Source organism: Streptomyces sp. NPDC007157, assembly GCF_040634235.1.
Classification (GTDB): domain Bacteria; phylum Actinomycetota; class Actinomycetes; order Streptomycetales; family Streptomycetaceae; genus Streptomyces.
In genome coordinates, this window is sequence record NZ_JBEYFE010000008.1 from 179,126 (window position 1) to 205,516 (window position 26,391).

Genomic DNA, 26,391 nt, shown 5'->3' on the forward strand with positions numbered 1-26,391 from the left:
GCACACGGTGTTCCGGAGAGGCCGCCCGCGTGCCGGACGGCTGGACTGCGGGGGTGCCGTTCCCGAGCGAGAGAGTGAGATCCGCGTGTACGCCATCGTGCGCAGCGGTGGTCGCCAGCACAAGGTTGCTGTCGGCGACATCGTTGAGGTTGACAAGATTTCCACTGCCAAGGTTGGCGACACGGTCGAGCTCTCGACCCTGCTCGTTGTCGACGGCGACGCTGTGACCAGCGACCCGTGGGTCCTGGCCGGCATCAAGGTCCAGGCCGAGGTCGTGGACCACCACAAGGGCGTCAAGATCGACATCCTTCGCTACAAGAACAAGACCGGCTACCGCCGTCGTCAGGGCCACCGCCAGCAGTACACGGCGATCAAGGTCACTGAGATCCCCGCGGCTGCGAAGTAAGGGACTGAGGAGAGATGGCACACAAGAAGGGCGCATCGTCCACCCGTAACGGTCGTGACTCCAACGCTCAGCGCCTCGGCGTGAAGCGCTTCGGCGGTCAGGTCGTCAACGCGGGCGAGATCCTGGTCCGTCAGCGCGGCACCCACTTCCACCCCGGCGCTGGCGTCGGCCGTGGCGGCGACGACACGCTGTTCGCGCTGCAGCCCGGTGCGGTGGAGTTCGGCACCCACCGTGGCCGCAAGGTCGTGAACATCGTTCCGGTCGCCTGAGTCCTGGTCTTCTGACTGGACGGCTCAGACCGAACGTTTCGCGAGGCGGACCTCACTTCCCGATCGGGAAGGCGGGTCCGCCTTTCGCGTGTTGACATAGGTATCACCCCGTAAGTAACTGGAGGCACCCCACCATGACCACCTTCGTGGACCGCGTCGAGCTGCACGTCGCCGCGGGTAACGGAGGCCACGGCTGTGCCTCCGTACACCGGGAGAAGTTCAAGCCGCTCGGCGGCCCCGACGGCGGCAACGGCGGCCGTGGCGGCGACGTCATCCTGACTGTCGACCAGTCCGTGACGACCCTCCTCGACTACCACCACTCCCCGCACCGCAAGGCCACCAACGGCAAGCCGGGGGAGGGCGGCAACCGGGCCGGCAAGGACGGACAGGACCTGGTCCTGCCGGTACCCGACGGCACCGTGGTGCTGGACGGGGCGGGCAACGTCCTCGCCGACCTCGTCGGCCACGGCACCTCGTACATCGCCGCCCAGGGCGGCCGTGGCGGCCTCGGCAACGCGGCTCTCGCCAGCGCCCGCCGCAAGGCCCCCGGCTTCGCCCTGCTCGGCGTGCCCGGCGACCTCCAGGACATCGTCCTGGAGCTGAAGACCGTCGCCGACGTGGCCCTGGTCGGCTACCCCAGCGCCGGCAAGTCCTCGCTGATCTCGGTGCTGTCCGCCGCCAAGCCGAAGATCGCCGACTACCCGTTCACCACCCTGGTACCCAACCTCGGTGTGGTGACCGCCGGTTCGACCGTCTACACCATCGCCGACGTCCCCGGCCTCATCCCGGGCGCCAGCCAGGGCAAGGGCCTCGGCCTGGAGTTCCTGCGCCACGTCGAGCGGTGCAGCGTCCTCGTCCACGTCCTGGACACCGCCACCCTGGAGTCCGAGCGCGACCCCATCTCCGACCTCGACATCATCGAGGAGGAGCTCAAGCAGTACGGCGGCCTCGACAACCGGCCCCGGATCGTCGTCCTCAACAAGACCGACATCCCCGACGGCAAGGACCTCGCCGACATGGTCCGCCCCGACCTGGAGGCCCGCGGCTACCGCGTCTTCGAGGTGTCCGCGGTCGCCCACCTCGGCCTGCGCGAGCTGTCCTTCGGGCTGGGCGAGCTGGTCGCCCAGGCCCGCGCCGCCAAGCCCAAGGAAGAGGCGACCCGGATCGTCATCCGGCCCAAGGCCGTCGACGACGCCGGTTTCACCGTCAACCAGGAGGAAGACGGCCTGTTCCGGGTGCGCGGCGAGAAGCCGGAACGCTGGGTCCGGCAGACCGACTTCAACAACGACGAGGCCGTCGGCTACCTCGCCGACCGCCTCAACCGCCTCGGTGTGGAGCAGGAGCTGATGAAGGCGGGTGCCCGCAGCGGCGACGGCGTCGCCATCGGCCCCGAGGAGAACGCCGTCGTCTTCGACTGGGAGCCGTCCATGATGTCCGGCGCCGAGATGCTCGGCCGCCGCGGCGAGGACCACCGCTTCGAGGAACAGCGTCCCGCCGTGCAGCGCCGCCGCGACCGCGAGGCGGAGCGCGACGAGTCGCTGCGCGCGTACGGCGACTTCGACCCGTTCGAGGAGTGACGGGGGCGGGGCGGCGGCCGGGCCGGGGGCGCGGGTGGCTGTGGGTGTTCAGCCCGTCATGGCGGGCTTGAGCACCTCCTCGCACCACTGCCGGAACGTCGTCGGTGTCGTCGACCCGGCGGTACGCGGCTCGGCGTTGTCCAGTCCCCTGTTCTTCGCCTCGAACATGTCGACCAGCCCCTGTGCCATCCCCTCGGTCATCCCGAAACCGGTCATGCGCTCCTTGAACGCGGCGCCGCCGATCTGCCGGTAGCCGACCTCGGTGCCGAGCACCTCGGAGACGATCCGGGCCATGTCGTTCGGCGACAGATCCTCGGGACCGAGGCAGGCGACCTCGCCGGACCTCGTCCAGGTGCCGTCGAGCAGCAGGCTCACGGCGGTCGCGGCGATGTCCCGGGCGGCCACCGTCGGAGCCTTCAGATCCGGGTCGGCCATCATGAAGAACAGGCCCTGTTCCCTGATCGACCGGACGTGGTTGAGCAGGTTGTGCATGAACGACGGGCAGGCCACCGCCCGGAAGTTCACGCCGGAGGCGGCGATCAGGTCGCACATCGCCCGGGACGAGGTCACCGCACCGGCGTGCTCCGCGAGCGGCGTGCCACGGCCCAGCGCCGTGACGGCGACGACCCGCCGGACGCCGTGCCGGGCGAACGCCTGCGCCGCGGGACGGGTGAAGTTGACATAGGCGGCCTCGGTGCTCGGCGCGTCCCCGTCGTCCGGCGCCAGCCAGAAGACGGCCTCGGCGTCCGCGCAGGCCCGGTCGATCACGGCCTCGTCACCGTGCGAGCCCTCGACGATCTCGGCCCGCTCCCGGACCCCGGGGGCGAGCCGCGAGGCGTCCCGGGTGACCAGGCGCGGTTTCTCCCCGCGGTCGAGGAGGTCGTCGACGACCAGACGGCCGATGGTGCTGGTGGGTGCGGTGATGACGTACACGTGCGTGCCTTTCTTTCGGGCCGGTACGGCCGGGGTCTTTCGGGCCGGTCCGGCCGGGGTCGGTCTCGCCGGCGACAACCACTTTCCGCGGCGCACCGCCTCCGCAGCCATGCAAAGATGGGCACCGAATCCTTGCCGTAGACGCAAAGACGCAGCTCAGGAGGGTATTTTTGATCGACCTCAACCTGCTGCGCGTCCTGGACGCCCTCCTCCAGGAGAACAGCGTGACCCGGGCCGCCGAGCGGCTCGGCACCTCACCCGCCGCCGTCAGCCGTAGCCTCGCCCGGCTGCGCCGAGCCGTCGGCGACCCGCTGCTGGTGCGTGCCGGACAGGGCCTGGTCCCCACCCCACGCGCCCTCGAACTCCGGGATCAGGTAGCCGAGTTGCTGCGCGGCTGCGACGACGTCCTGCGGCCGGGCGCGGGATTCGACCCCGTCCATCTCCAGCGCGCCTTCACCGTGCAGAGCACCGAACTGCTCCTCGTGGGCCTCGCCGGCACCCTCACCGACCACGTCCACGCACAGGCCCCGCACGTGGACGTCGTCTTCGTGCCGGAGGCGCTGGAAGGCGGCCCGGCGCTCCGGCAGGGCCTGGTCGACGTCGAACTGGGCGTCCTCGGCCACCTGGACCCCGAGATCCGCACCCGCCGGCTCACCCGCAAGACCCTGGTCGGCGTCGCCCGCGCCGGACACCCGCTCCTCCAGGGGCGGATCACCGCCCGACGGTTCGCCGCCGCCGGTCACATCGGCATCTCCCGGCACGGCAGACGCCTCGGCCCCATCGACCACGCCCTCGACGGACTCGGCCTCCAGCGCCGTATCGCCGTCGTCGTACCCAGCCACACCAGCGCGATGATGCTCGCCCGCACCACAGACCTCGTCGCACTCACCGTCGCCGACTGGCTCGACGACACCATCGAGGCGCTGGGCCTGCGCACCTTCCCGATCCCGCTCGACCTGGCGCCCCTCGACTTCGGCATGGCCTGGCACCCGCGCAACTCGGCCGACCCGGGCCACCGCTGGTTCCGCGACCGGCTGGCGGCGGCGGTCACGGCTCCGGCGGACACCACTCCGGCGGTCACCACTCCCACGGAGGCCGGCCCGTCCCAGGGCCGAGGCGACTGACCTGCCGTCAAGTGCGGGGCCTCAGCGGTCTGATCCTCTGCCGGCGGAGGGCGTCCGTTGTCTCCTAGTTGTCATGCGCACGAATGCTCTCGTTCAACGCACGGACCGTCCGGCCGTGGGAGCTTCCGAAGGTCAGGCCGTTCAAGAGGCCACAGTGGCAAGGGAGTCCGCGTATGACCGGAGCACCATCGCCCGACCGACGCCGCTTTCTGACCGTCGGCGCCGCCGTCCTCACAGCCGCCGCGTCCGCCCAGCTCTGGCTGCCCGCCTCCGCGCAGGCGGCCGAAACCCCGCTGCCCGACGGCGTGTTCAGCCTCGGTGTCGCCTCCGGCGACCCGCTCCCCGACGGCATCGTGCTCTGGACCCGGCTGGCCCCCGACCCCCTCGACGGCGGCGGCATGCCCGACACCGTCGTCCCCGTCGCCTGGGAGATCGCCGAGGACGAACGGTTCCGCAAGGCCGTCCGCCGGGGCACCGCCCACGCCCGGCCCGAGTACGGGCACAGCGTTCACGTGGATGTACGAGGACTGCGCCCCGACCGCTCCTACTGGTACCGCTTCCGCGCCGGCGGCCGCATCTCCCCGACCGGCCGCACCCGCACCGCACCCCACCCGCACGCCAAGGGCGGCTCCCTGCGCGTGGCCCTGGCCTCCTGCCAGAACTGGCAGCACGGCTACTTCACCCCGTACGCCGACATGCTCGCCCAGGACCCCGACATCGTCCTCTTCGTCGGCGACTACATCTACGAGTCCACGCCGTCCTCGGCCGGCCCGCGCCGCCACGAGGGCACCGGGGAGCCGTACACCCTGGCGCAGTACCGCAACCGCTACGCCCAGTACCGCAGCGACCCCGACCTCGCCGCCATGCACGCGAACGCGCCCTGGGTGGTCACCTTCGACGACCACGAGGTCGACAACGACTGGGCCGGCCAGGTCCCGCAGGACCCCGACAAACAGTCCCACGACGCGTTCGTCGCCCGGCTGACCGCCGCCTTCCAGGCCTACTACGAGCACATGCCGGTCCGGGCGAGTGCGATCCCGGACGGGCCGCACATCCAGATGTACCGCCGCCTGGAGTTCGGCCGGCTGGCCCGGCTCAACGTCCTCGACACCCGGCAGTTCCGCAGCGACCAGGTCACCGGTCAGACGGCCGCCGAGGACCCCTCCCTCACCATGCTCGGCGCCGGGCAGAAGCAGTGGCTCCTCGACGGACTGCACCACTCACCGGCCCGCTGGAACCTGATCGCCTCACAGATCATGATGGCCGAGACCGACATCCTGCCCGGCGACGGAAAACTCTGGTACTACGACGCCTGGGACGGCTACCAGGTCGAGCGCAACGCCCTGCTGGACGAGTTCGCCTCGATCCGCAACCCCGTCGTGCTCAGCGGCGACCGGCACCTCACGATGATCAGCGACCTGAAGCAGGACTTCGCCGACCCGTCGTCAAACGTGGTCGGCGCCGAGTTCGTCGGCACCTCCATCTCCAGCAACGGCGACCAGGACCAGGCCGCCTTCCACGCCCAGTTCGACCCGCTGAAGCCCGACAACCCGCACTGGAAGGTCATCGACGCCCACCGCGGCTACCACCTCTTCGACATCCGCCGCGACGGCATCGACGCGCGGGTGCGGGTCGTGGACACCGTCGTCAAACCGCAGGCCACCGCGAGCACCTTCGCGACCCTGCGCGTCGAGGCGGACGAACCGGGCGTACAGGTCGTCTGACGAGCGAATCAGGCGCACCGAAAGTCAAGTCCGTGTAACGGGGGCCTGGGACTCATCTGTGTCCCAGGCACCTCTCAGGTGAACCTCAGGCAAACCTCTTACCTTCCGTTAACCATGGAGACGGACTGTACGAGAAGCGAAGCCCCGGTGGCCAAGGCCCCCCTAGGCCCCATGAGCCCCATGAGCCCCACGGGTCCCCTCGCCGCCCTGCCCGCCGGCACCCGCCTGCTGCACATCGGCCCGCACAAGACCGGTACCACGGCCATCCAGGGCGCCCTCTTCGCCGCGAAGCACAAGCTGCCCGAACACGGCGTGGAGTTCCCGGCGACCAGCCGGCACCCCATGGAGGCCGCCCTCGCCGCCTGCGCCCGGCCCGCGATGATCGGCGACACCGTGCCCACCGAGAAGCACTGGACCAGGCTGCTCAAGCAGGTCGAGGCCACCGGTTCCCGGGCCTCGGTGATCAGCAGCGAGTTCTTCGCCGACGCCCCCGACGACGAAAGTGTCGCCCGCATCGTCGAGCAGCTCGGCGGCGACCGCGTCCACGTCCTCGTCACCCTGCGCCCGCTCGCCCGGATCATGCCTTCGCAATGGCAGCAGTACGTGCAGAACGGGCTGCGCATGGGGTACGAGGAGTGGCTGGATCACATGCTGCGCAAGGCCCCCTACGAGAAGCCCAACCCCAGCTTCTGGCGTCGGCACCGGCACGACCGGCTCGTCGAACGCTGGATCCGCGCGGTCGGCGCCGACCGGATCACCGTCGTCGTGGTCGACGACCGGGACCACGACGGCCTGATGCGCACCTTCGAAGCGCTGCTCGGACTGCCCGAAAACCTCCTCAGGTCCGCACCGGACGCGGCGAACCGCTCCCTCACCCTCGCCGAGACCGAAATGCTGCGAAAGCTCAACGTGGAATTCCGCGGCAATGGACTGCCGGACGAGCTCTATTCGAAGCTCGTCCGCAACGGCGCCGTCATGCATATGAAGAACACGTGCAGTCCCGCCGCCGACGACGTGAAGATCTCCACCCCCGACTGGGCCGTCGAGGCCGCCGGCCGTATCGGCGCCGAGATGGTGGAACGCATCGGCACCATGGGCGTCCGCGTGGTCGGTGACCCCTCCCTGCTCTCCGCCGTACCCGAGCGGCGTCAACCGGCCACCGGCCCGGCCGCCCCTGCCGCCGCAGAGGTCCGCATCGCACCGGAGGTCGCCGCCCAGGCCCTGTACGGCGCACTCGCCGCCGCGGCCGCGGTACCGATAGGTCACACTGTCGAGGCGAAGACCCGCACGGTGCACCAGACGTCGTCGAAGGAGCTCGTGCGGGTACTGGGTCACCGATGTCTGAAGAAGCTGCGACGGCGCTGAGCCGGTTCTGCGCAGGGGACGGCTCGGCTGCGTCAAGCCGTCCCCGCGGGGACGGCTTAGCTGAGCTAAGCCGTCCGTAGGGCACGTCTTAGTTCTGCTGAGACGTACCATGCGTCACGCACAGCAATCGGAATGCCCTGTGTAGTTACTCACAGCAAATTCACGGAACTTTCCCAGTCGCCCGACGGGCGATGCCCATCACCAGCGTCGCAAGGTGAATGAAAGGTTGCGGGCACATATGCAGTGGACGGCGCTCACCTTGCACACCGGTTACCCGAAGTGGGACCATTTCCAGGTTCCCTGATGCCCCAAGGTAGGTCACCTGTGTCCCAGCACATAGCCAAGCCCCGAACCACCGCAGTGATCCTGGCCGGTGGCACCGGCCAGCGGGTGGGTCTGTCGATCCCCAAGCAGTTGCTGAAGATCGCCGGCAAGGCAGTCATCGAGCACACCCTGACCACCTTCGAGAAGGCCGACTCGATCGACGACATCATCGTGCTGATGGCGCCGGGCTATGTCGCGGACATCGAGAAGATCGTCGCCAAGGCCGGGTTCACCAAGGTCAAGAAGATCATCGAGGGCGGCAACACGCGGAACGAGACCACCGAGCGCGCCATCGAGGCGCTCGGTGAGGACCTGGCCGAGGGCGAGGACCGCAACGTCCTCTTCCACGACGCCGTACGCCCCCTGCTGTCGCGCCGTGTCATCGACGACTGCGTGACCGCCCTGGAGCGCTACCAGGCCGTCGACGTCGCCATCCCGTCCGCCGACACCATCATCGTCACGCGGACGCACGGCGATGACGGCGAGTTCATCACAGAGATCCCGGACCGCTCCCGGCTGCGCCGCGGCCAGACCCCGCAGGCCTTCAAGCTGTCCACGATCAAGCGGGCCTACGAGGTCGCCGCCGGCGACCCCAACTTCCAGGCGACCGACGACTGCTCCGTCGTGCTCAAGTACCTGCCGGACGTGCCGATCCACGTCGTCGCGGGCGACGAGTACAACATGAAGGTCACCCAGCCCGTCGACGTCTTCATCGCCGACAAGCTCTTCCAGCTCGCCTCCGCCGCCGCCCCCGAGCAGAACGGCGAGGACGCCTACCGCGCGCTGCTCACCGGCAAGACCGTGGTGATCTTCGGCGGCTCGTACGGCATCGGCAAGGACATCGCCGAACTCGCCGAGTCCTACGGCGCGGACGTCTACGCCCTGGGCCGCTCCACCACCGGCACCCACGTGGAGAACCCGGAGGAGGTCGACGACGCGCTCTCCAAGGCGTACGCGGAGACCGGCCGGATCGACTACGTCGTCAACACGGCGGGCGTGCTGCGCATCGGCAAGCTCGCCGAGACCGACAACGCCACCATCGAGGAGGCGCTGAAGGTCAACTACCTGGCCCCGGTGCAGATCGCCCGCTCCAGCTACAAGTACCTCGCCGAGACCAACGGCCAGCTGCTCCTCTACACCTCCAGCAGCTACACCCGCGGCCGCGCCGAGTACAGCCTCTACTCCTCGACCAAGGCCGCCATGGTGAACCTCACCCAGGCCCTGTCCGACGAGTGGGCCGGCGACGCCATCCGCGTCAACTGCATCAACCCCGAGCGCACCGCCACCCCGATGCGCACCAAGGCGTTCGGCCAGGAGCCGTCGGGCTCGCTGCTCTCCTCCGAGGCCGTCGCCCGCACCTCCCTCGACGTGCTGTTGTCCGAACTCACCGGCCATGTCATCGACGTCCGCCAGCAGGACCCGACGGCCGCCGCCGGCCTGGCCTCCGGCTTCGAGCAGGCGCTGGCCAGTGTCCTGGACCGACAGGACGGCGTGGCATAATCGGCGTTCATTAGTCATCTTTAATTCAGGCCTCTGTGGCTGCGCGTTCGCGGAGCAATCACAGGGGCCTGAACCGTACAAATTCCTGACCGACAACCTCCCAGATCGTCCGCAAGGTCAAATTCCGGCCTTTTTGTCAGCAAAAGGTTCTCCGTGATATCCACCGCTATTCGCGTCGCCCGGGTGGGCAGCGCGGCCGAGCTGGCCGCGGCGGCACTGATGATGCTCGGCTTCCCGGTGCTCATGATCGCCGCGCTCGTCCCGAGCGTTTACGCCTTCGCGGCCGCGGCCGCCGTCACGTACCTGGCGGACCACTACCTGCACCGCAAGGGCAGCTATCTCATCAACCGCCTGAGCAAGGTCCGGGCCGGTCTGTCGATCCGCTTCCTGATCCGGCAACTGCTGCTGATCCTGCTGCTGGCCCGGATGGACCTCTCGAACGGTCTGGTCTTCTACGGCGCGATCGCCTGCTTCATCGCCTCCTACGGCCTGCAGGCCCCGCACGGCGCACTGGTCACCCTGATCCGCAACCGCCGCCGGATGCCGGTCGCCACCCGCAACGTCGACCTGAAGTCCCGTATCCGTATCCCGGACGCCCCGCCGCGCGGCCTGCTCGACCGCTCCGCCGAGAAGATGCTCCACCTCGACCTCGCGGCCGTCGTGGGCCTGCTGATCTCGGCGATGACGGACAACGCCGTCGCCGGTTTCGTCGGCATCGGGATCACCCTCGCCCTGGGCTGCCTCTACGTGCTGGTGCTGCTGCCGTACGTACGCGGCCGCAAGACCCCGCCGGACGCGGACACCGTACTGGCCGCCGTCGACGACTGGATGGGCCAGTACAAGCCCGAGACCGTGCTGTACTTCTCCGGCTCCAAGGACTCCGCCTACCAGGTCAACATGTGGCTGGAGACCATGGAACAGCTGGACTCCCGCCCGCTGGTCCTGCTGCGCGAGCGGGTCATCCTGCAGAACCTCGCCCCGACCACGGCCCCCGTCATCTGCGTGCCCGGCGGTGTGCACCTGATGAACCTGGACCTCTCCACGGTCCGTGTCGCCCTCTACGCGGCCAACGTCGGCAAGAACATCCACCTGCTCCGCGTCCCCACCATGAAGCACGTCTTCATCGGCCACGGCGACAGCGACAAGCTGGCCAGCGTCAACCCGTTCAGCAAGGTCTACGACGAGGTGTGGACCGCCGGCCGCGCGGGCCGCGACCGCTACGCCATCGCCGACGTCGGTGTCCGCGACGACGACATCGTCGAGGTCGGGCGCCCGCAGCTGGCCCCCATCCAGAGCGGGTCCGGCGCCCCCGCCGAGGGACGCTGCCCCACCGTCCTGTACGCGCCCACCTGGGAGGGCTGGGACGGCAACCCCGGCAACACCTCCCTCGTGCTCGCCGGCGAGAACATCGTGAAGAAGCTGGTCAAGGCCGACCCGCCGGTCCGCGTCCTGTACAAGCCGCACCCCTTCACCGGCACCGTCAGCGCCCAGGCCGGCGCCGCCCACCGACGCGTCACCGCCCTCCTCGAGAAGGCCGCCGCCGAGCGCGCCGCCGACCCCCGCTTCACCGCCGACACGGCCGCCCGGACGGCGGCACAGGCCGAGCTGGCCCGTATCGAGGCCCGCCTGGCCGAGCTGACCGGCACCGGCGGCGTGAAGCGCGACGAGGCCGAGGGCAGCCGGGACGACGTCGTCGACCTGAAGAAGCACGAGGAGATCGCCCGCCTGCGCGCCGAGTGGAACGACGCCCACTGGCGTTCCTTCCCCGACCACGAGCACCGGGTCGTCACCGGCGCCGAACCGCGCCTGTACGACTGCTTCAACGTCTCCGACGCGATGGTCTCCGACATCTCCAGCGTCGTCTCCGACTTCATCGCGAGCGGCAAGCCGTACGCCGTCACGGACTCCGCCGAAGTCGGCGTGGAGGAGTTCAAGCGGGCGAACACCGCGGTACGCGCCGCCGTGATCCTCTCCAACAGCGCCAAGGAACTGGACGCCCTGCTGGACGCCGTACGTGATCCGTCGGCCGATCCGCTGGCCCTGGACCGGGACGATCTCAAGCGGTATCTGCTCGGACCGGACGAGCCGACCTCCATCGAGCAGTTCAACGCCGCGGTCGCCGCGCTCGCCCGCAAGGCCGAGACCCGCAACCTGGGCCAGGAGGCCCGGATCGCGGCCGGTGACCCCGAGGCGGCCGAACTCGCCGAGGTACTGCCAGGCGACCCGCTGAAGGCCGCCGGTGAGGCCGAGGGTACCCCCACCGGCTGACCGTTCGCACCACAACGGCGAGGGGGCTCGGTACCCAGGGAGAAATCCCTGGGTACCGAGCCCCCTCCACGTCTCTTCGGGCGCGACTTCTTACCTCTGCTTATTCATTCGCGCCGTTTCTCTTACCAATGCTTCGCGGTCTCCGGTGAGCAGCTCTTACCGTGCGCCCGTACTGTCGGACGTAACCCGCTGTACGCCGCTAGGCCAGCTGCTCGTCATGTGACGTGTGTCACTGAAGGCGCGTCCCAAGGCAACCGGTTGCGTCAACCGGTCATCTAACACGTTGCGATCGAGGTGACGCAGGGGGAACGCACCATTGACTAGGGGGAAACGTGACCGTCGTTGCGCAGCCTGATGTGACTGTGATCATCGGGGCGTACGAAGCTATGCCGTATCTCGTCGAATGCCTGGCCTCCGTGGAGAGCCAGACCCTCGACCCGGCACGCATGGAGGTCATCGCGGTCGACGACGGGTCGACGGACGGCACGGGGGAGTACCTGGAGGAGTTCGCGGCCCGCGCCGCCATGCCGGTGACCGTGATCCGGCAGGAGAACTCCGGCGGCCCCAGCGGCCCCCGCAACGTCGGCCTCGGCAAGGCCGCCGGCCGCTACGTGTTCTTCCTGGACGCCGACGACAGGCTCGGTCCCGAGGCCCTCGCGCGCATGGTCGCCATGGGCGACAAGAACAACACGGACGTCGTCCTCGGCAAGGTCGAGGGGATCAACCGCAAACCCCCGCAGTCCATGTGGGGCAAGACGCTCGACCGTACCGACGTCTTCTCGTCCAACATCAAGTTCACGCTCAGCGCGCAGAAACTGTTCCGCCGCGCACTCCTCGAACAGCACGGCATGCGTTTCGACGAGTCCCTGTGGACCGGCGAGGACGCGCTGTTCACCATGGAGGCCTACCTGCGCGCCGACGGCGTCTCCGTGGTCGCCGACTACCCCTGCTACTACCTGGTCGGCCGCGAGGACGGCAAGCACGTCACCAAGAGCGGCAGCTACACCCTCCGCTTCGACTCCGCACGCGCCCTGATGAACCTGATCGCCGACATGGTCCCGGCCGGATCGCGCCGTGACACGCTCATGGTCAGGCCGTTCCTGGTCACCCTGCTCCCGCAGTTCGGGCCCAGGTTCCTCAAGGACAGCGACGAAGTCCGCCAAAAGAAGCTGGAACTGGCCAAGCCGCTGATGGACGCCCACTGGAATCCGGAGATCGCCCGCCGCCTGCGGGTCCACGAGCGGCTGAGACTCCACCTGGTCGCCGTACAGCGCCCCGACCTCCTCCTGGACGTCGTCGAGTTCGTACGCGCCAAGAAGCAGGCCGGGGCCCTCCTGGAGAAGCGCGGCACCCACGTCTACTTCGCCTACCCGCACTTCCGTGCCAGGTCGGCAGGTGTTCCCGACTGGGTCTACCTCGCCGAACCCCGCGAGGCCCGTGAAATCGCGGGCTACCGCGAGGACGCGGCCAACACCTTCCTGCGGCGCGCCGTGCGCAGGCTCCGCAGGTCGCTGCCGACACGGGGGGTCAAAGCGGCGGCGGCCTGACCGGGCACCCGGTCAGGCCGCCGCCGGCTCGCCCGTCTGCCTACTGGCCCGTCCCCAGCGCCCGCCGGATCGGCCTGCCGACGGCCCGCCGGGCCCGCCGGTAGACCGACGCCGCCGGCGGCGGAGCGACGACCGTCTTGGCCGTCCGGGCCCCCGCGCGCGCCAGGTCCTTCTTCAGCTTGACGTTGTCCAGCGACAGTTCCTCTATACGGCTGTGCAGCCAGCCGAACCGCGAGGTGAGCGAGGCGAGGTCCGTCTCGTTCCAGGGGCGGATGCCCGCCGGGAACGCCAGCGCCCGCATCCGCTCCTCGAAGGCCGCCCCGCCGTCGCCGTGCGTGAAGGTGTTCTGCAGTCCGTTCCGGTCGAGGAACCCGGTGAACCGCTCGAAGCGCTCCCGGTGGCCGCCGACCAGACCGCCGAAGTCGGCCTCCGCGTACAGCTTCGCCGGGTCCGCCGAATCGAGGTCCTTGACCGCCTGGTCCAGCCGCACGTGCGGAATCTCGAAGTAACGGCACAGCTCCAGCGTCCGCGAGTCACCGCACAGCACGGTGGCCGGTGTGCCGGCGAGCAGCGCTGCGATGTTGCCGTGGATGCGCGAACCGAAGGAGAAGTCGAAAGAACGCAGGTCGTCGATCCAGGTGATCGGGTCGACGTAGACCCGCACCTTGTCCTCGCCGAACATCGGGTGGTCCGGGTGGGTCGGCATCGCGGTCACCGCGGCGTTCGGGTCCGACAGGTCCCGCCAGTGCAACTGCCGTGCGTCACTGAGGTTCTGGCCGACGAACCGCAGATACGGGTAGCGCTCGTGGGTGCGCGTGATGATCCGGTCCAGGCCCTGCGCACGTACCGCGCTGTGCGAGCCGTTGATCGCGATCCGCGACTCCGGCGTCAACTCCAGCGCCTTCTTGTGCACCTGGAGCTGGTCGCCGTACAGGAACAGCGAAGGGCAGCCGATGATCTCGACATCGTTGAAGCCCATGCTTTTCAGGTACTGCTCGGTGAACTCGCCCCGCACGCCGATCGACGCGCTGCGCTCCAGCACTGCCGCGCAGAACTCCCGCACGGTCGGCTCGATGCTCTTGAGCCGGTCCGGGTCGTAGCCGACCCCGGCCTGCGCGCCGACGCCGAGCACGACCACCGGGATCTTCAACTTCGAGATCAGCCGGGTCATCCGCTTCAGCGAGCTCTCGAAGGACGGGCGGAAGGCGTTGGCGAGCGGTATGACGAAGGCGTCGTACTCGTCGTTGATGCGCGCAGCCGCCGAGGCGTTGGAGGGCATGCCGTTCGAGACGACCTCGGTGTCCGGGGTCTCGAGAATCTTGTGCGCGGCATCGCTGAAGATCAGGTTGCCCGAGTTGGTGGCTATGACGTCCCGGTGCAGGGCCTCCTCGACGCTGACGACGTCGTAGGGACTCTTGCCCGATCTGAGGAGGATGCGCTTCACGCTGCGAACTTTAGATGACACAAACTTCAAATTAACTTTGCGTTTGCTTCAATTTCTATAAGCAGTCCGTGCAACCTTTTTGCCATGAGCGGGGCGTGATCGATCGGTTACGTTCTGCCTGCATGTGCTCTGTCCGGAGGCTGGACGGCCGCGTCCCCCGCACATCCGCTTCGCGTAGATTGCTGCCACGCGCAACGAAGTGGGGACAGGACGTGACAAGCGCAAGGCAGGCCGTGAGCGAGGCCCGCAGGATCGTCGTCAAAGTGGGCTCCTCCTCGCTGACCACCGCCTCCGGCGGTCTGGACGCCGACCGGGTCGACGCGCTCGTGGACGTCCTCGCCAAGAGCCGCAGCGGTGGCGAGAAGGAGGTCGTCCTCGTCTCCTCGGGAGCGATCGCGGCCGGCCTCGCCCCGCTCGGGCTGCGCCGCCGCCCCAGGGACCTGGCCCGCCAGCAGGCCGCCGCCAGCGTCGGCCAGGGCCTGCTGGTCGCCCGCTACACCGCGTCCTTCGCCCGCTACGGCGTCCGCGTCGGGCAGGTCCTGCTCACCTCCGACGACATGAGCCGCCGCGCCCACCACCGCAACGCCTCCCGCACCCTCGACAAACTCCTCGCGATGGGCGCCCTGCCGATCGTCAACGAGAACGACACCGTCGCCACCGACGAGATCCGCTTCGGCGACAACGACCGCCTCGCCGCCCTCGTCGCCCACCTCGTCCACGCCGACCTCCTGGTCCTGCTCTCCGACATCGACGGCGTCTACGACGGCGACCCCGGCAAGCCCGGCACCTCGCGGATAGCGGAGGTCAAGGGCTCGCGGGACCTCGAGGGCGTCGAGATCGGCAGCGCCGGGAAGGCCGGCGTCGGCACCGGCGGCATGGTCACCAAGGTGGAGGCGGCCCGGATCGCCGCGGCCGCGGGCATCCCGGTCGTCCTCACCAGCGCCGTGCACGCCGCCGACGCGCTCTCCGGCGGGGACACCGGCACCTACTTCCACCCCACCGGCAAACGGTCCGCAGACCGCCTCCTGTGGCTTCAGCACGCCTCCACCCCCCAGGGCTCGCTCACCCTCGACGACGGCGCCGTCCGTGCCGTCGTCGAGGGCCGGAAATCGCTGCTGCCCGCCGGGATCGCCGCCGTGGAGGGTGAGTTCGCCGCGGGCGACCCGGTCGAGCTGCGTGACACCGAGGGACGCGCGGTCGCCCGCGGGCTCGTCAGCTTCGACGCCAAGGAGATCCCCCAGCTGATCGGGCGTTCGACCAGGGAGCTGGCGCGCGAGCTGGGCCCGGCGTACGAACGCGAGGTCGTACACAGGGACGACCTGGTGATCCTGCACCCGTAAAAACGGGGCGTAACGACGGACCCCGGTGGGGGACGTTCCGTAAAACCGCCACGCGAACCCTTGGGGCCTGCTCAACTTTGTCTCAGGACCACGTTCCGCACGAGCACAGCTGAAGGAGGCCGTCGTGAGACGAGTGCGCCCTGGGGCTGCGGCGTCCCGCGGTGCTCTGACGAGCGTCGCGGCCGGGGACACCTACGAGGAGCCGAAGGACCTGCCCCGTCTGTGGCACGTCACCCTCAGCGTCTGCGGTGCCGAGGTCCCCCTGCCGGAACTGCGCCGCGGACTCGAACAACTGGCCCACGACCATCCGTTCCTCCTCACCAGCCGCTACGCGTGCGACCACGCCGAGATCCGCTACTGGGAAGAGGCCCGCGACCTCCACGACGCCGCCGCCGTCGCGCTGCGCCTGTGGGGCGAGCACCGCCAGACCGCGGGACTGCCCGCCTGGGAGATCGTCGGCCTGGAGGTCATCGACCGCGCCACCTACCACCAGCGGATCGCCGAGGGTTACGGTCCGCCACCGGCGACACCGGTCGGTATCCACCCGTTCTGACCGTGACCGTGATTGCCCCCTTTTGATCCCGTCTCGCGGTGTGGGATGACACGTGGACGGGACGTCGGCGCGCACTACCCTTCCCCCATGACCACGCTCTCGCCGTACGACGCCATGTCCCCGGTCACCCAGGCCGCCTACCGTGCCAAGGCAGCCGCCGCCGACCTCGCGCCGCTGCCGCGTGCCGTCAAGGACGACGCGTTGCTCGCCATCGCGGACGCCCTGGAGGTCCGTACGAGCGAGATCGTCGAGGCCAACGCCAAGGACATCGCCAAGGCCCGCGAGAACGGCACCAGCGAATCCGTCGTCGACCGCCTCACCCTCACCCCGGAGCGGGTCCGTGCCATCGCCTCCGACGTCCGTGACGTCGCGAAGCTGCCCGACCCGGTCGGCGAGGTGGTCCGCGGCTCCACCCTGCCCAACGGCATCGACCTGCGCCAGGTCCGTGTCCCGCTCGGCGTCGTCGGCATCATCTACGAGGCCCGCCCGAACGTCACCGTCGACGCGGCCGCCCTCTGCCTCAAGTCCGGCAACGCCGTCCTGCTGCGCGGCTCCGCCTCCGCCTACGAGTCCAACACCGCCCTCGTCCGCGTCCTGCGCGACGCCGTCGGCGGCGCCGGGCTGCCCGCCGACGCCGTCCAGCTGGTGCCGGGAGAGGGCCGCGAGTCCGTCCACGAACTGATGCGCGCCCGCGGCCTCGTCGACGTCCTCATCCCGCGCGGCGGCGCCTCGCTGATCCAGACCGTCGTCATGGAGTCCAAGGTCCCCGTCATCGAGACCGGCACCGGCAACTGCCACGTCTACGTCGACGCCCACGCCGACATCGACATGGCGATCGACATCCTGATCAACTCCAAGGCGCAGCGGGTCAGCGTCTGCAACGCCGCCGAGACCCTCCTCGTCCACCAGGACATCGCCGCCGAGTTCCTGCCGCGCGCGCTGGACGCCCTCGCCGAGGCCGGCGTCACCGTCCACGCCGACGAACGCGTGCTGGCCTACGCCAAGGACTCCAAGGCGACCGTGGTCGAGGCCGTCCCGGAGGACTGGGAGACCGAGTACCTGTCGTACGACATCGCCGCCGCCGTCGTCGACTCCCTGGACCGGGCCGTCGAGCACATCCGGCTGTGGACCTCCGGGCACACCGAGGCGATCGTCACGACCTCCCAGCAGGCCGCCCGGCGCTTCACCCAGCTGGTCGACTCCACCACCGTCGCCGTGAACGCCTCCACCCGTTTCACCGACGGCGGCCAGTTCGGCTTCGGCGCCGAGATCGGCATCTCCACCCAGAAGCTGCACGCCCGCGGCCCCATGGGCCTGCCGGAGCTGACCAGCACCAAGTACATCGTCACCGGCGACGGCCACATCCGCCGCTGACGCCTGTGAATGCGCCGCCGGCACCCGTACGGCCCAACCGCGCACGCCCCACGGCGTGCGGGCGCGCGGAGGGGCGTGCGGGCCCGCGCGGGCGTGAAAGGCGTCTCACAGGGCCTATGAATTTCCGTACCGTCTGCCCAAATTGACCCCCCAGGTCTACTCTGGATGCGTGCCGGAGGACGTGGGGGGCACGCCGTTCCCTGACGGCTGGGAGCCCGACGACGACCATGACCGCGGGATGTCGGACGAAGAGTTCGACGCCGTGGTCTTCGACGAGGCCTTCGTGAAGGCGGCCGTGATCCACGAGCCGACCGCGGTCGAACGCCTCCTGGCCGCCGCGCAGGCCAGAGCCGAGGCCTCCGAGGCCGAGGCCCGCCGTGCCCACGCCAGAGGCGAGCGCTACGACGACGGCTACGACCCCGATTTCGGCCACGGCGCCGACCTCGACGACCTGGACGACGGCGACGTACTCGAAGACCGGTACGGCGCCCCGGGGGCCTACGGCAAGCACGTCCGCTGGCACCGCCCCGTGGCCTGGATGCTCGCTCTCGTCATGGGCATAGGCATGGTCGCGCTGGCCTTCGCGGCGGTCTACCGGGGTGCCTCCTCGGGCGGCAGCCGCGACCAGGTGCCCCGGCCGCCCTCCACCGGCCTGGAACAGGGAACCGCGGCGGCACCCTCCGCGTCCGCCGAGTACTCCCAGCCCGCCCAGCCGGCGGTCTCCGCGGTCCCGCGCACCCCCTGAGCGGCGATTGCCCGTTCTGGTGAGAACCTGTCAGAAGTTGTCGCGCAGCTGGGCGTTTACCTGAGGCTTCCGAGACCTACTCTGAGAGTATGGGCGGGCCTGTGGACCCACCTGAGGGGACACCCGAGGGCGGCCCCGTGGGTGGAGAGGACGAGTACCGATCCGTCGTCTTCGACGAATCGTTCGTCCGCGCTGCCCGCCTCCAGGAATCCTCCGCGCGCGAACGCATGTCCGACCACGCGCCGGCCGTACGCCGTCGCCCGCCCCTGCGCCGGGGCCTCACCCGGCAGGCCCTGATCCTCGTCCTGCTGATCCTCGTCGCCTTCGGCACCGCGATCTACATGGGTGTCCGCCACCCCTACGGCACCCAGGAGGCCCAGCAGCCCGTCGAACCGCTGCGGATGACCGTCGTCCCGCTCGCCCCGCAGGGCAAGGTGCCCGGCGCCGCCGACGCCGAGACGCTGTTCGCGCACAGTCCCGCCGCGCGGTACGAGGTCGGCGCCGAGGGGATACCGCTGCCGCCCGTCCGCAGCACCGCGCACTTCTCCGACAGCCAGGTCGTCACCGCCCTGACCACGGCCAAGGACTACATCGTCCGCTCCGCGCTCTACCCGGAGGTCCTCGACAGCAGCGCGGTGCGGCCCGCGCGGGTGCTGCTCGACCCCGGGCAGCTCGACCAGTTCGACCAGAGCCTCGACCACCCCGCGGCGGACGGCCGGCACGAGCCCACCGGATGGCTGGTCCGCTTCGACCCCACACGCGCCGAGCTCGCCGATCCGAAGATCCGCGTCCAGGGCAGCATGCAGGCCACCGAGACCGACTCGGCCACCCTGGAGGTCACCGCCGACCACACCCTCGTCTACGCGCTGCGGGCCACCGGCGCCCCGGCCGGCTCCCAGGTCTCCCTGTTCACCGTCCGCCGCGAGCTGACCTTCCGCTTCGACCGGGACGACCTGCGCCTGCGCCAGACCCAGCTGGTCGTCTCCTACGTCCAGGCCGGCCCGCTGTCCTGCGCCGGGGACTCCGCCGACCACCTGCAGCCGCTGCTGGCCGGCGAGACCGCCAGGGCGGGCGGCCCGGCGGGCACGGACCCGTACGCCACGGACAGCACCGCCGCCCTGTGCGGGACGCTGGCCGCCGGGGCCGAACCGAAGGTCTGACGGTCTGACGCGCCCCGGCTACTCGTCGTCCCGCGGCGGAGTGTCCTGCGCGGGACCGTCCTGCGACGGCGTGTCCTTCGGGGGAGCGTCCTTCGCGGAACCATCCTTGCCGGGCGCCGAGCTCGTGAACCCGTCGAAGCCGCGCTTGACGCGGCCGCCCAGACCGCCGGCCCCGCCCGCTATGTCCGAGACCAGCTTCATCAGCGGGTCCTTGGAGCTTTTCACGTCGCTCGCGTAGCTCGCCGCCGACTCCTTGAACGAGTCGCTGACCGAGGTGTCCTTGTCCCCGTCGCGCCGCGGATAGTGACCGTCCATGATCCGCTGGTAGTCGCGGGACTCGGCCCACTTCTTCAGCTCGGCCGCGCGGACCGTGGTGAACGGGTGCGAGCGCGGCAGCACGTTCAGGATCTTCAGCACCGAGTCGCGCAGATCGCCCCCGGCCTCGTACTCCTCGGCCTGCTGCAGGAACGCGTCCACGTTCATCTCGTGCAGATGGTTGCCGCCGGCGATCTTCATCAGCCCGCGCATCGAGGCCCGCGGATCCTGCCCCACCAGCAGTCCCGCCCGGTCGGCGGACAGCTCCGACTTGCGGAACCACTCCCGCAGCGCCGTCACGATCGCCATGACCGCGAGATTCCCCAGCGGGATCCAGGCCACGCGCAGCGCCAGGTTCGTCAGGAACAGCAGGATCGTCCGGTACACCGAGTGCCCGGACAGGGCGTGCCCCACCTCGTGCCCTACGACCGCCCGCATCTCCTCCTCGTCGAGCAGTTCGACGAGCCCGGTGGTGACGACGATGATCGGCTCGTCCAGGCCGATGCACATGGCGTTGGGCTGCGGGTCCTGGTTGACGTACATCGGCGGGACCTTCTCCAGGTCCAGGATGTAACAGGCGTCCCGCAGCATGTCGTTCAGGTGGCCGAACTGCTGGTCCGACACGCGGACCGAGTCGGACAGGAACAGCAGCCTCAGGCTCCGCTCCGGAAGCAGCCCGCTGAGCGCCTTGAAGACCGTGTCGAAGCCGCTCAGCTTGCGCAGCGCCACCAGGGCCGAACGGTCGGCCGGATGCTCGTAGGCGCGTGAGGAGATCCCCGGGAAACGCCTGCGCTGCCTGCCCGGCACCCGCTCGTGCCCGTTCTGCTCGTGGCCGTCGTCGGACATGTCATCCCCCATGTGCGTGAGTGTGCCCACCGTGCCCCCGAAGCAGGGCCCAGCCTAGGCGGAGATACCGTGGACGGGCAGTACAGCCGAAGGAGTGCCTCATGGAGCACAACCCCCGAGCCGCCTGGCTCACCCAGGCCGCGAGCGCCGCCCACCAACAGGGCTCGGGCGACCTGCTGCGGATCGTCCTGATCGTCATGTTCCTGGGCTGTGCGCTGACCGCCTGGTTCCTGCTGCGCGGGTACAGACAGAAGGACGACTGAGTCGCCGGGATCGTTCCCCGCCCGGTGTGGCCGAGGGAGCCGGCGTGACCGAGGGGCCGGGTCGACGGAACCGGGGAGTCGGCCCAACGGAGGAGTCGGCGTGATCGTCGCCGGGCCGCCCGCATACGATGGACCGACGTCTTTATCCCGTCCACACGCGATAGGTCCTGCCGCAGATGATGAATCTTCACAGCGCCGCTGCCCAGTTGGTCACCCTCGCCGCCGAGGGCGAGGAGCACGGCGGTAACCACAACAGCCTCAACCCGCTCGTCACCGGTGGCAGCGCGTTCATCATCCTGCTGCTCCTGCTGTGGATCACCACCCGTTTCAACCGCGACCGCTGAGCCGGCGGCCGAGCCCGGCACCCGTCCTCGGGGCGGGGCCCACGGGCCGGGCCGGTAGGGTCTGCACGCATGGGAGAGCAGGACATGCCTACCGGTCCGGCGCATGACGCGGCCGATGCCGCCGACGACACGGTGACGAGCCCGCGGTACACGCCGGCGGGCCCCGCGCACACCGGCAAACGCCGCCTCGGCGTCATGGGCGGGACGTTCGACCCGATCCACCACGGACACCTCGTGGCGGCCAGCGAGGTCGCCGCCCAGTTCCAGCTGGACGAGGTGGTGTTCGTGCCGACCGGGCAGCCGTGGCAGAAGACCGCCCGCAAGGTCTCACCGGCCGAGGACCGCTACCTGATGACGGTGATCGCGACCGCGGAGAACCCGCAGTTCTCCGTCAGCCGTATCGACATCGACCGCGGCGGCCCCACCTACACCGTCGACACCCTGCGCGACCTGCGGGCCCTCAACCCCGACGCCGATCTCTTCTTCATCACCGGCGCCGACGCCCTCGGCCAGATCCTCACCTGGCGCGACTCGGAGGAACTCTTCTCCCTCGCCCACTTCATCGGCTGCACCAGGCCCGGTCACCAACTGACCGACCGCGGTCTCCCGGAGGGCGGCGTCTCGCTGGTGGAGGTTCCCGCGCTCGCCATCTCTTCCACAGACTGCCGTGCGAGAGTCGCCAAGAGCGACCCCATCTGGTACATGGTGCCGGACGGAGTCGTGCGCTACATCGACAAGCGCGAGCTGTACCGCGGCGAGTGAGCCGAGAGGGGCACCGGTGAACGACCGATACGACGCGGGCTACGGAAGCGACCAGTACGAACTCGTCGGCTACGACGAGTACGGGCAGCCGGTGTACCGCCAGATCCCCGCACAACAACAGCAGACGTACGACCCGTACGCCGGACAGGGCTACGGGTACGACCCGTACGCCACCGACGGCGGCGGTCGGCAGGGCACGCCCTCGTACGACCCCGGACGGCAGGGTCCACCGTCGTACGACACCGGGCAGCAGGCCCCCGTCCCCCCCGTGCACGACACCGGGCAGCAGCCGGTCACGCCCGCCTACGACCCGTACGGCACCGGCGGCCAGCCCGTCTACGACCCCTACGGGCAGGCCGCCACCAGCGGCCGGCAGCCCCGGGTCGCCGAGCAGACCCCGCACATCCCGCAGCAGGCCGGGCCCGTCGGGGAACCCGCCGGTCCCCGCCAGCCCCCCGGAGACGAACGGGACTACCACACCGAGCAGTTCGCGTTCGTCGAGGACCCGGACGGTGACTCCGAGGACGTCATCGACTGGCTGAACTTCACCGAGAACCGCACCGAGCGCCGCGAAGAGGCCAAGCGCCGCGCCCGCAGCCGCATGATCGCCCTGGTCGTCGTCCTCGCCCTGGTCGCCGTCGGCGGCGCCGGCTACCTCTGGTACGCCGGAAAGCTGCCCGGACTGTCCTCCTCCGGCACCAAGGGCGGCACGACGACGTCCGCGGCCGCCCAGAAACGCGACGTGGTCGTCGTCCACCTGCACAACACCAGCGGCGGCGGCACCTCCACCGCGCTGCTCGTCGACAACACCACCACCAAGCAGGGCACCACCGTCCTGCTGCCCAACTCACTCGCCATGACCGACGACGACGGCACCACCACGACCCTCGCCAAGTCCGTCGGCGACGACGGCTCCTCCGGGACCCGCGACCAGCTCGACACCGTCCTGGGCACCAACATCGAGGGCACCTGGCGTCTGGACACCCCCTACCTGCAGAACCTCGTCGACATCGTCGGCAACATCGACATCGACACCAACGCCGACGTCCCCGACCCGGACGCCAAGAAGAAGGGCCAGGCGCCCCTGGTCCACAAGGGCAAGGACCAGACCCTCAGCGGCAAGGCAGCCGTCGCCTACGCCACCTACCGCGCCTCCGGCGAGGCCCAGAACGCCCAGCTGGAGCGGTTCGGGCAGGTCATGCAGGGCGTGCTGCGCAAGATGTCCTCCGACTCCTCGGCCGCCACGGTCACCGTGCAGACCCTCGCGCAGATCCTCGACCCCTCGCTCACCGACAAGGACCTCGGCACCTTCCTCGCCAAGCTCGCCGACCTCGCCAAGGGCGGCGACTACAAGACCGCCCTGCTGCCCGTGCAGAGCGACGGCACCCTCAGCGCCCAGACCAGCTCCAGCGTGGTCAAGGACATCCTCGGCGGCACCGCCAAGAGCCCCTCCGCGGACTCCGCGATCCGGGTCTCCGTCCAGAACGCCACCGGCGTGAAGGGCAACACCGACAAGGCCCGCGTGGTCCTCGTCAACGGCGGCTACACCTTCCTGGAAGGCGGTACGGCCTCCGGCACCCAGGCCGCCTCCAAGGTGCTGTACTCCGACGCCGCCGACAAGGAGAACGCCACCGAGGTCGCCAAGACCCTCGGCCTCGGCACCGGCGCCGTCGCCAAGGGCACGGTCGGCTCCGGCGCCGACGTCTCGGTCGTCCTCGGCCAGGACTACAAGCCGTCCTCCTCCTGAGCCCGCCCGCCGTACCCCACGTGACCCGGTAATCACGTGGGGTGCGCCCGGCGGTCCGTGAGACCCTTGAGGTTCAAACGACCGCCGACGGAAAGCCACGTAGTGACCGCCACCGACCGTTCCCTCGAGCTCATCACCGCCGCCGCCCAGGCGGCCGCCGACAAGCTCGCCCACGACGTCATCGCCTACGACGTCAGCGACGTCCTGTCGATCACGGACGCCTTCCTGCTGGCCTCCGCGCCCAACGACCGCCAGGTCAAGTCGATCGTCGACGAGATCGAGGAGCGTCTCAGCAAGGAGCTCGGCGCCAAGCCGGTGCGCCGCGAGGGCGACCGCGAGGCCCGCTGGATCCTGCTCGACTACGTCGACATCGTCGTCCACGTCCAGCACAGCGAGGAGCGTGTCTTCTACGCCCTGGAGCGGCTGTGGAAGGACTGCCCCGAGATCGAGCTGCCCGCCGACGCCAAGGCCACCCGCGGCAAGGCCCAGGAGCACGCCAAGCTGCAGGCCGCCGAGGACGCTGGTGAGCCGGGCGGGGAGTGGTGATGAACGCCACGGGCGAGGTGACCGACCGCAAGGGCCGCGGCCGCCGCATCATCCTGTGGCGGCACGGCCAGACCTCCTGGAACGTGGAGCGCCGCTTCCAGGGCTCCACCGACGTCGAGCTCACCGAGACCGGCATCGGCCAGGCCCGCCGCGCGGCCCGGCTGCTCGCCTCCCTGGGCCCGGACGCGATCGTCTCCTCCGACCTGCGCCGGGCCGCCGACACGGCCGCCCAGCTCGCCGAGCTCACCGGCCTCGACGTGATCCGTGACGAGGCGCTGCGCGAGACCTACGCGGGCGTGTGGCAGGGCCTCACCCACGAGGAGATCATCGCCCGCCACGGCGACGAGTACGCCGCCTGGAAGCGCGGCGAGCCGGTCCGCCGCGGCGGCGGCGAACTGGAGACCGAGGTCGCCGACCGGGCCGCCCCCGTCGTCCTTCGGCACGCCGAGAAGCTCCCCGAGGACGGCACCCTCGTGGTCGTCAGCCACGGCGGGACCATCCGCACCACCATCGGCCGCCTGCTCGGCCTGGAGTCCCAGCACTGGGAGAGCCTCGGCGGTCTCACCAACTGCTGCTGGTCCGTGCTCGGCGAAGGCGCCCGCGGCTGGCGGCTCATGGAGCACAACGCGGGCACCCTCCCGGAGACCGTCCTCGGCGACGACGACTGAGCGCCCTTTCGGCCGTCGGCCGACGACCCTCCGGCCGCCCGTCCCGCCCCGGGACCCGGATTTCACTTTCCGGCAGGTCGCAGGCTAAAGTTCTTCTTGTTCGCCCCGCCGAGCGGAAAGACGGGAAGAACGCAAGGGGCTATAGCTCAGTTGGTAGAGCGCCTGCATGGCATGCAGGAGGTCAGGAGTTCAATTCTCCTTAGCTCCACAGATCGACACTCCACGCACTGTCGAGTTGTCAAAGATCGGTGAGAGAATCCCGTCCTCTTCAGGGGGCGGGATTTTTCGTGTTCCACTCCCGGATGATCTCGGCGGCCTCGTCGTCGGTCACCGGCCACAGCCGCTGTCTGCGCTCCCGCAACAACGCGACCTGCTCCCGCGCCCGTTCGTCCTCCGGCGTGTAGACCACGATCCGGGACTCCGGCACCCCGTCGATCGACAACGACTGCGACGTCATCCGCAGCTCGCCCACCGCCTCATGACGGAACGTCTTCACCCGCGGCCCCGGCTGCGCCACCGCACCGCTCGCCCACAACCGGGCGAAGTACGCACTCGCCCCGGACAGCGCCTGTATGAAGTCCTCCCAGGCAGGCTCGCCGACATGTCTGCCGTAGCTGGAGCGCAGGGTCGCCACCATCACCGGCAGTTCACGCTCCCGGTGCACCACCGGGCACGCCTCCTCGGACACGGTGAACAACGTCCACAGCACGTTCGGCACCCCGATCCGCACCGTCTCCGGCACCAGGAACAGGTCCCGGTAGGCCGGGTTGGTGGCCAGCACGTCGTACCGCGACGTGTAGACCACCGCGGGCAGCGGGTCGAGGGCGTCGATGATGCCCTGCACCTCCGCGCCGATCGACCGCGACAGCCCCTCGGGCGCCGCCACGTACGGCACCTCCGCCAGCCGGTACAGATGTTCCCGCTCCGGCGTGTCCAGCCGCAGCGTGCGCGCCACCGCGTCCAGCACCTGCGGCGACGCGTTGATCGGCCGGCCCTGCTCCAGCCACGTGTACCAGGTCACCCCCACGCCCGAGAGCTGGGCGACCTCCTCCCGGCGCAGCCCCGGAGTGCGCCGCCGCAGCCCCGGCGGCATCCCCACATCGGCCGGTGTCACCCGGGCCCTCCTGCTGCGCAGGAACGCGGCCAGCTCCGGCCTGCGGCGGTGTGCTGTCGCCCTCATCGTCACGTCCCCCGTCGTCACGTCATCCATCGTGGCCGCCGCACCCGCCCCCTGCCAGGTGCTGCCA

Annotated in this window: 24 protein-coding genes and 1 tRNA gene; 21 read left to right on the forward strand and 4 right to left on the reverse strand. The window is 69.9% G+C overall.

Going from position 1 to position 26,391, the window contains the following annotated elements; genetic code table 11:
• The first annotated feature begins 85 nt into the window (after positions 1 to 85).
• From rplU to obgE, 3 genes are all read left to right on the forward strand, one after another.
• Positions 86 to 406, forward strand: coding sequence for a 50S ribosomal protein L21 (gene rplU, locus ABZ642_RS17290; protein WP_007381993.1), 321 nt, complete (start codon positions 86 to 88; stop codon positions 404 to 406).
• A gap of 14 nt (positions 407 to 420) precedes the next feature.
• Positions 421 to 675: a 50S ribosomal protein L27 gene (rpmA, locus tag ABZ642_RS17295; RefSeq protein ID WP_020940020.1), complete on the forward strand. Its 255-nt coding sequence runs from the start codon at positions 421 to 423 to the stop codon at positions 673 to 675.
• 134 nt (positions 676 to 809) lie between these two features.
• Positions 810 to 2,252, forward strand: a complete 1,443-nt coding sequence (gene obgE / locus ABZ642_RS17300) for a GTPase ObgE (protein ID WP_360483929.1) — start codon at positions 810 to 812, stop codon at positions 2,250 to 2,252.
• Between the two features lie 48 nt (positions 2,253 to 2,300).
• Here obgE and ABZ642_RS17305 read toward each other — a convergent pair whose 3' ends face one another.
• Positions 2,301 to 3,185, reverse strand: a complete 885-nt coding sequence (locus ABZ642_RS17305) for an NAD(P)H-binding protein (RefSeq protein WP_360483932.1) — start codon at positions 3,183 to 3,185, stop codon at positions 2,301 to 2,303.
• Between the two features lie 170 nt (positions 3,186 to 3,355).
• Between ABZ642_RS17305 and ABZ642_RS17310 the strand changes: the two genes are divergently transcribed.
• From ABZ642_RS17310 to ABZ642_RS17335, 6 genes are all read left to right on the forward strand, one after another.
• Positions 3,356 to 4,309 carry a LysR family transcriptional regulator gene (locus ABZ642_RS17310; protein WP_360483935.1) on the forward strand — a complete coding sequence of 318 codons (954 nt, stop codon included), beginning with the start codon at positions 3,356 to 3,358 and terminating at the stop codon, positions 4,307 to 4,309.
• A 173-nt stretch (positions 4,310 to 4,482) separates the two neighbouring features.
• Entirely contained in the window at positions 4,483 to 6,033 is a 1,551-nt protein-coding gene (locus tag ABZ642_RS17315) for an alkaline phosphatase D family protein (protein ID WP_360483938.1), read from the forward strand.
• A gap of 114 nt (positions 6,034 to 6,147) precedes the next feature.
• Positions 6,148 to 7,398, forward strand: coding sequence for a hypothetical protein (locus tag ABZ642_RS17320; RefSeq protein ID WP_360483940.1), 1,251 nt, complete (start codon positions 6,148 to 6,150; stop codon positions 7,396 to 7,398).
• 324 nt (positions 7,399 to 7,722) lie between these two features.
• Complete coding sequence (locus tag ABZ642_RS17325) at positions 7,723 to 9,222, forward strand: bifunctional cytidylyltransferase/SDR family oxidoreductase (RefSeq protein WP_360483943.1); 1,500 nt, start codon at positions 7,723 to 7,725, stop codon at positions 9,220 to 9,222.
• A 183-nt stretch (positions 9,223 to 9,405) separates the two neighbouring features.
• Positions 9,406 to 11,490: a hypothetical protein gene (locus ABZ642_RS17330; RefSeq protein WP_360484356.1), complete on the forward strand. Its 2,085-nt coding sequence runs from the start codon at positions 9,406 to 9,408 to the stop codon at positions 11,488 to 11,490.
• A gap of 386 nt (positions 11,491 to 11,876) precedes the next feature.
• Positions 11,877 to 13,037 (forward strand): glycosyltransferase family A protein, encoded by a 1,161-nt coding sequence (locus tag ABZ642_RS17335; protein WP_360484359.1) that lies wholly within the window; start codon positions 11,877 to 11,879, stop codon positions 13,035 to 13,037.
• Between the two features lie 40 nt (positions 13,038 to 13,077).
• Here the strand turns inward: ABZ642_RS17335 and ABZ642_RS17340 are convergent, their stop codons facing one another.
• Positions 13,078 to 14,481, reverse strand: coding sequence for a polysaccharide pyruvyl transferase family protein (locus tag ABZ642_RS17340; RefSeq protein WP_360483946.1), 1,404 nt, complete (start codon positions 14,479 to 14,481; stop codon positions 13,078 to 13,080).
• Between the two features lie 233 nt (positions 14,482 to 14,714).
• Here ABZ642_RS17340 and proB point away from each other — a divergent pair, with 233 nt between their 5' ends.
• The 5 genes from proB (at position 14,715) to ABZ642_RS17365 (ending at position 19,653) form a co-directional block, all read left to right on the forward strand.
• Entirely contained in the window at positions 14,715 to 15,821 is a 1,107-nt protein-coding gene (proB, locus tag ABZ642_RS17345; RefSeq protein WP_360484362.1) for a glutamate 5-kinase, read from the forward strand.
• A gap of 124 nt (positions 15,822 to 15,945) precedes the next feature.
• The gene (locus ABZ642_RS17350) at positions 15,946 to 16,374 is read left to right on the forward strand and encodes a hypothetical protein (RefSeq protein ID WP_046733220.1); all 429 of its coding nucleotides are present in this window, start codon (positions 15,946 to 15,948) and stop codon (positions 16,372 to 16,374) included.
• Positions 16,375 to 16,461: 87 nt separating this feature from the next.
• On the forward strand, positions 16,462 to 17,748 hold the full coding sequence (locus ABZ642_RS17355) for a glutamate-5-semialdehyde dehydrogenase (protein ID WP_360483950.1): 1,287 nt from the start codon (positions 16,462 to 16,464) through the stop codon (positions 17,746 to 17,748).
• 142 nt (positions 17,749 to 17,890) lie between these two features.
• The gene (locus ABZ642_RS17360) at positions 17,891 to 18,493 is read left to right on the forward strand and encodes a hypothetical protein (RefSeq protein ID WP_360483952.1); all 603 of its coding nucleotides are present in this window, start codon (positions 17,891 to 17,893) and stop codon (positions 18,491 to 18,493) included.
• Between the two features lie 89 nt (positions 18,494 to 18,582).
• Positions 18,583 to 19,653 carry a hypothetical protein gene (locus tag ABZ642_RS17365; RefSeq protein WP_360483955.1) on the forward strand — a complete coding sequence of 357 codons (1,071 nt, stop codon included), beginning with the start codon at positions 18,583 to 18,585 and terminating at the stop codon, positions 19,651 to 19,653.
• Between the two features lie 18 nt (positions 19,654 to 19,671).
• Here the strand turns inward: ABZ642_RS17365 and ABZ642_RS17370 are convergent, their stop codons facing one another.
• A complete protein-coding gene (locus ABZ642_RS17370; RefSeq protein WP_360484365.1) occupies positions 19,672 to 20,814 on the reverse strand; it encodes a M48 family metallopeptidase in 1,143 nt (380 codons plus the stop codon).
• A gap of 101 nt (positions 20,815 to 20,915) precedes the next feature.
• Here ABZ642_RS17370 and ABZ642_RS17375 point away from each other — a divergent pair, with 101 nt between their 5' ends.
• From ABZ642_RS17375 to ABZ642_RS17405, 7 genes are all read left to right on the forward strand, one after another.
• Complete coding sequence (locus ABZ642_RS17375; RefSeq protein ID WP_360483958.1) at positions 20,916 to 21,077, forward strand: hypothetical protein; 162 nt, start codon at positions 20,916 to 20,918, stop codon at positions 21,075 to 21,077.
• Positions 21,078 to 21,253: 176 nt separating this feature from the next.
• Positions 21,254 to 21,421 (forward strand): hypothetical protein, encoded by a 168-nt coding sequence (locus ABZ642_RS17380; RefSeq protein WP_351692895.1) that lies wholly within the window; start codon positions 21,254 to 21,256, stop codon positions 21,419 to 21,421.
• 69 nt (positions 21,422 to 21,490) lie between these two features.
• Positions 21,491 to 22,183, forward strand: coding sequence for a nicotinate-nucleotide adenylyltransferase (gene nadD / locus ABZ642_RS17385; protein ID WP_360483961.1), 693 nt, complete (start codon positions 21,491 to 21,493; stop codon positions 22,181 to 22,183).
• Positions 22,184 to 22,199: 16 nt separating this feature from the next.
• Entirely contained in the window at positions 22,200 to 23,930 is a 1,731-nt protein-coding gene (locus ABZ642_RS17390; RefSeq protein WP_360483964.1) for a LytR C-terminal domain-containing protein, read from the forward strand.
• A 102-nt stretch (positions 23,931 to 24,032) separates the two neighbouring features.
• On the forward strand, positions 24,033 to 24,476 hold the full coding sequence (gene rsfS, locus ABZ642_RS17395) for a ribosome silencing factor (protein WP_360483967.1): 444 nt from the start codon (positions 24,033 to 24,035) through the stop codon (positions 24,474 to 24,476).
• Positions 24,476 to 25,144, forward strand: coding sequence for a histidine phosphatase family protein (locus ABZ642_RS17400; RefSeq protein WP_360483971.1), 669 nt, complete (start codon positions 24,476 to 24,478; stop codon positions 25,142 to 25,144). The genes rsfS and ABZ642_RS17400 overlap by 1 nt, the downstream gene beginning before the upstream one ends.
• Positions 25,145 to 25,279: 135 nt before the next feature.
• Positions 25,280 to 25,352 (forward strand) — tRNA-Ala (locus ABZ642_RS17405).
• A gap of 60 nt (positions 25,353 to 25,412) precedes the next feature.
• Here the strand turns inward: ABZ642_RS17405 and ABZ642_RS17410 are convergent.
• Positions 25,413 to 26,324: a helix-turn-helix transcriptional regulator gene (locus tag ABZ642_RS17410; RefSeq protein ID WP_360484368.1), complete on the reverse strand. Its 912-nt coding sequence runs from the start codon at positions 26,322 to 26,324 to the stop codon at positions 25,413 to 25,415.
• Positions 26,325 to 26,391 lie beyond the last annotated feature (67 nt).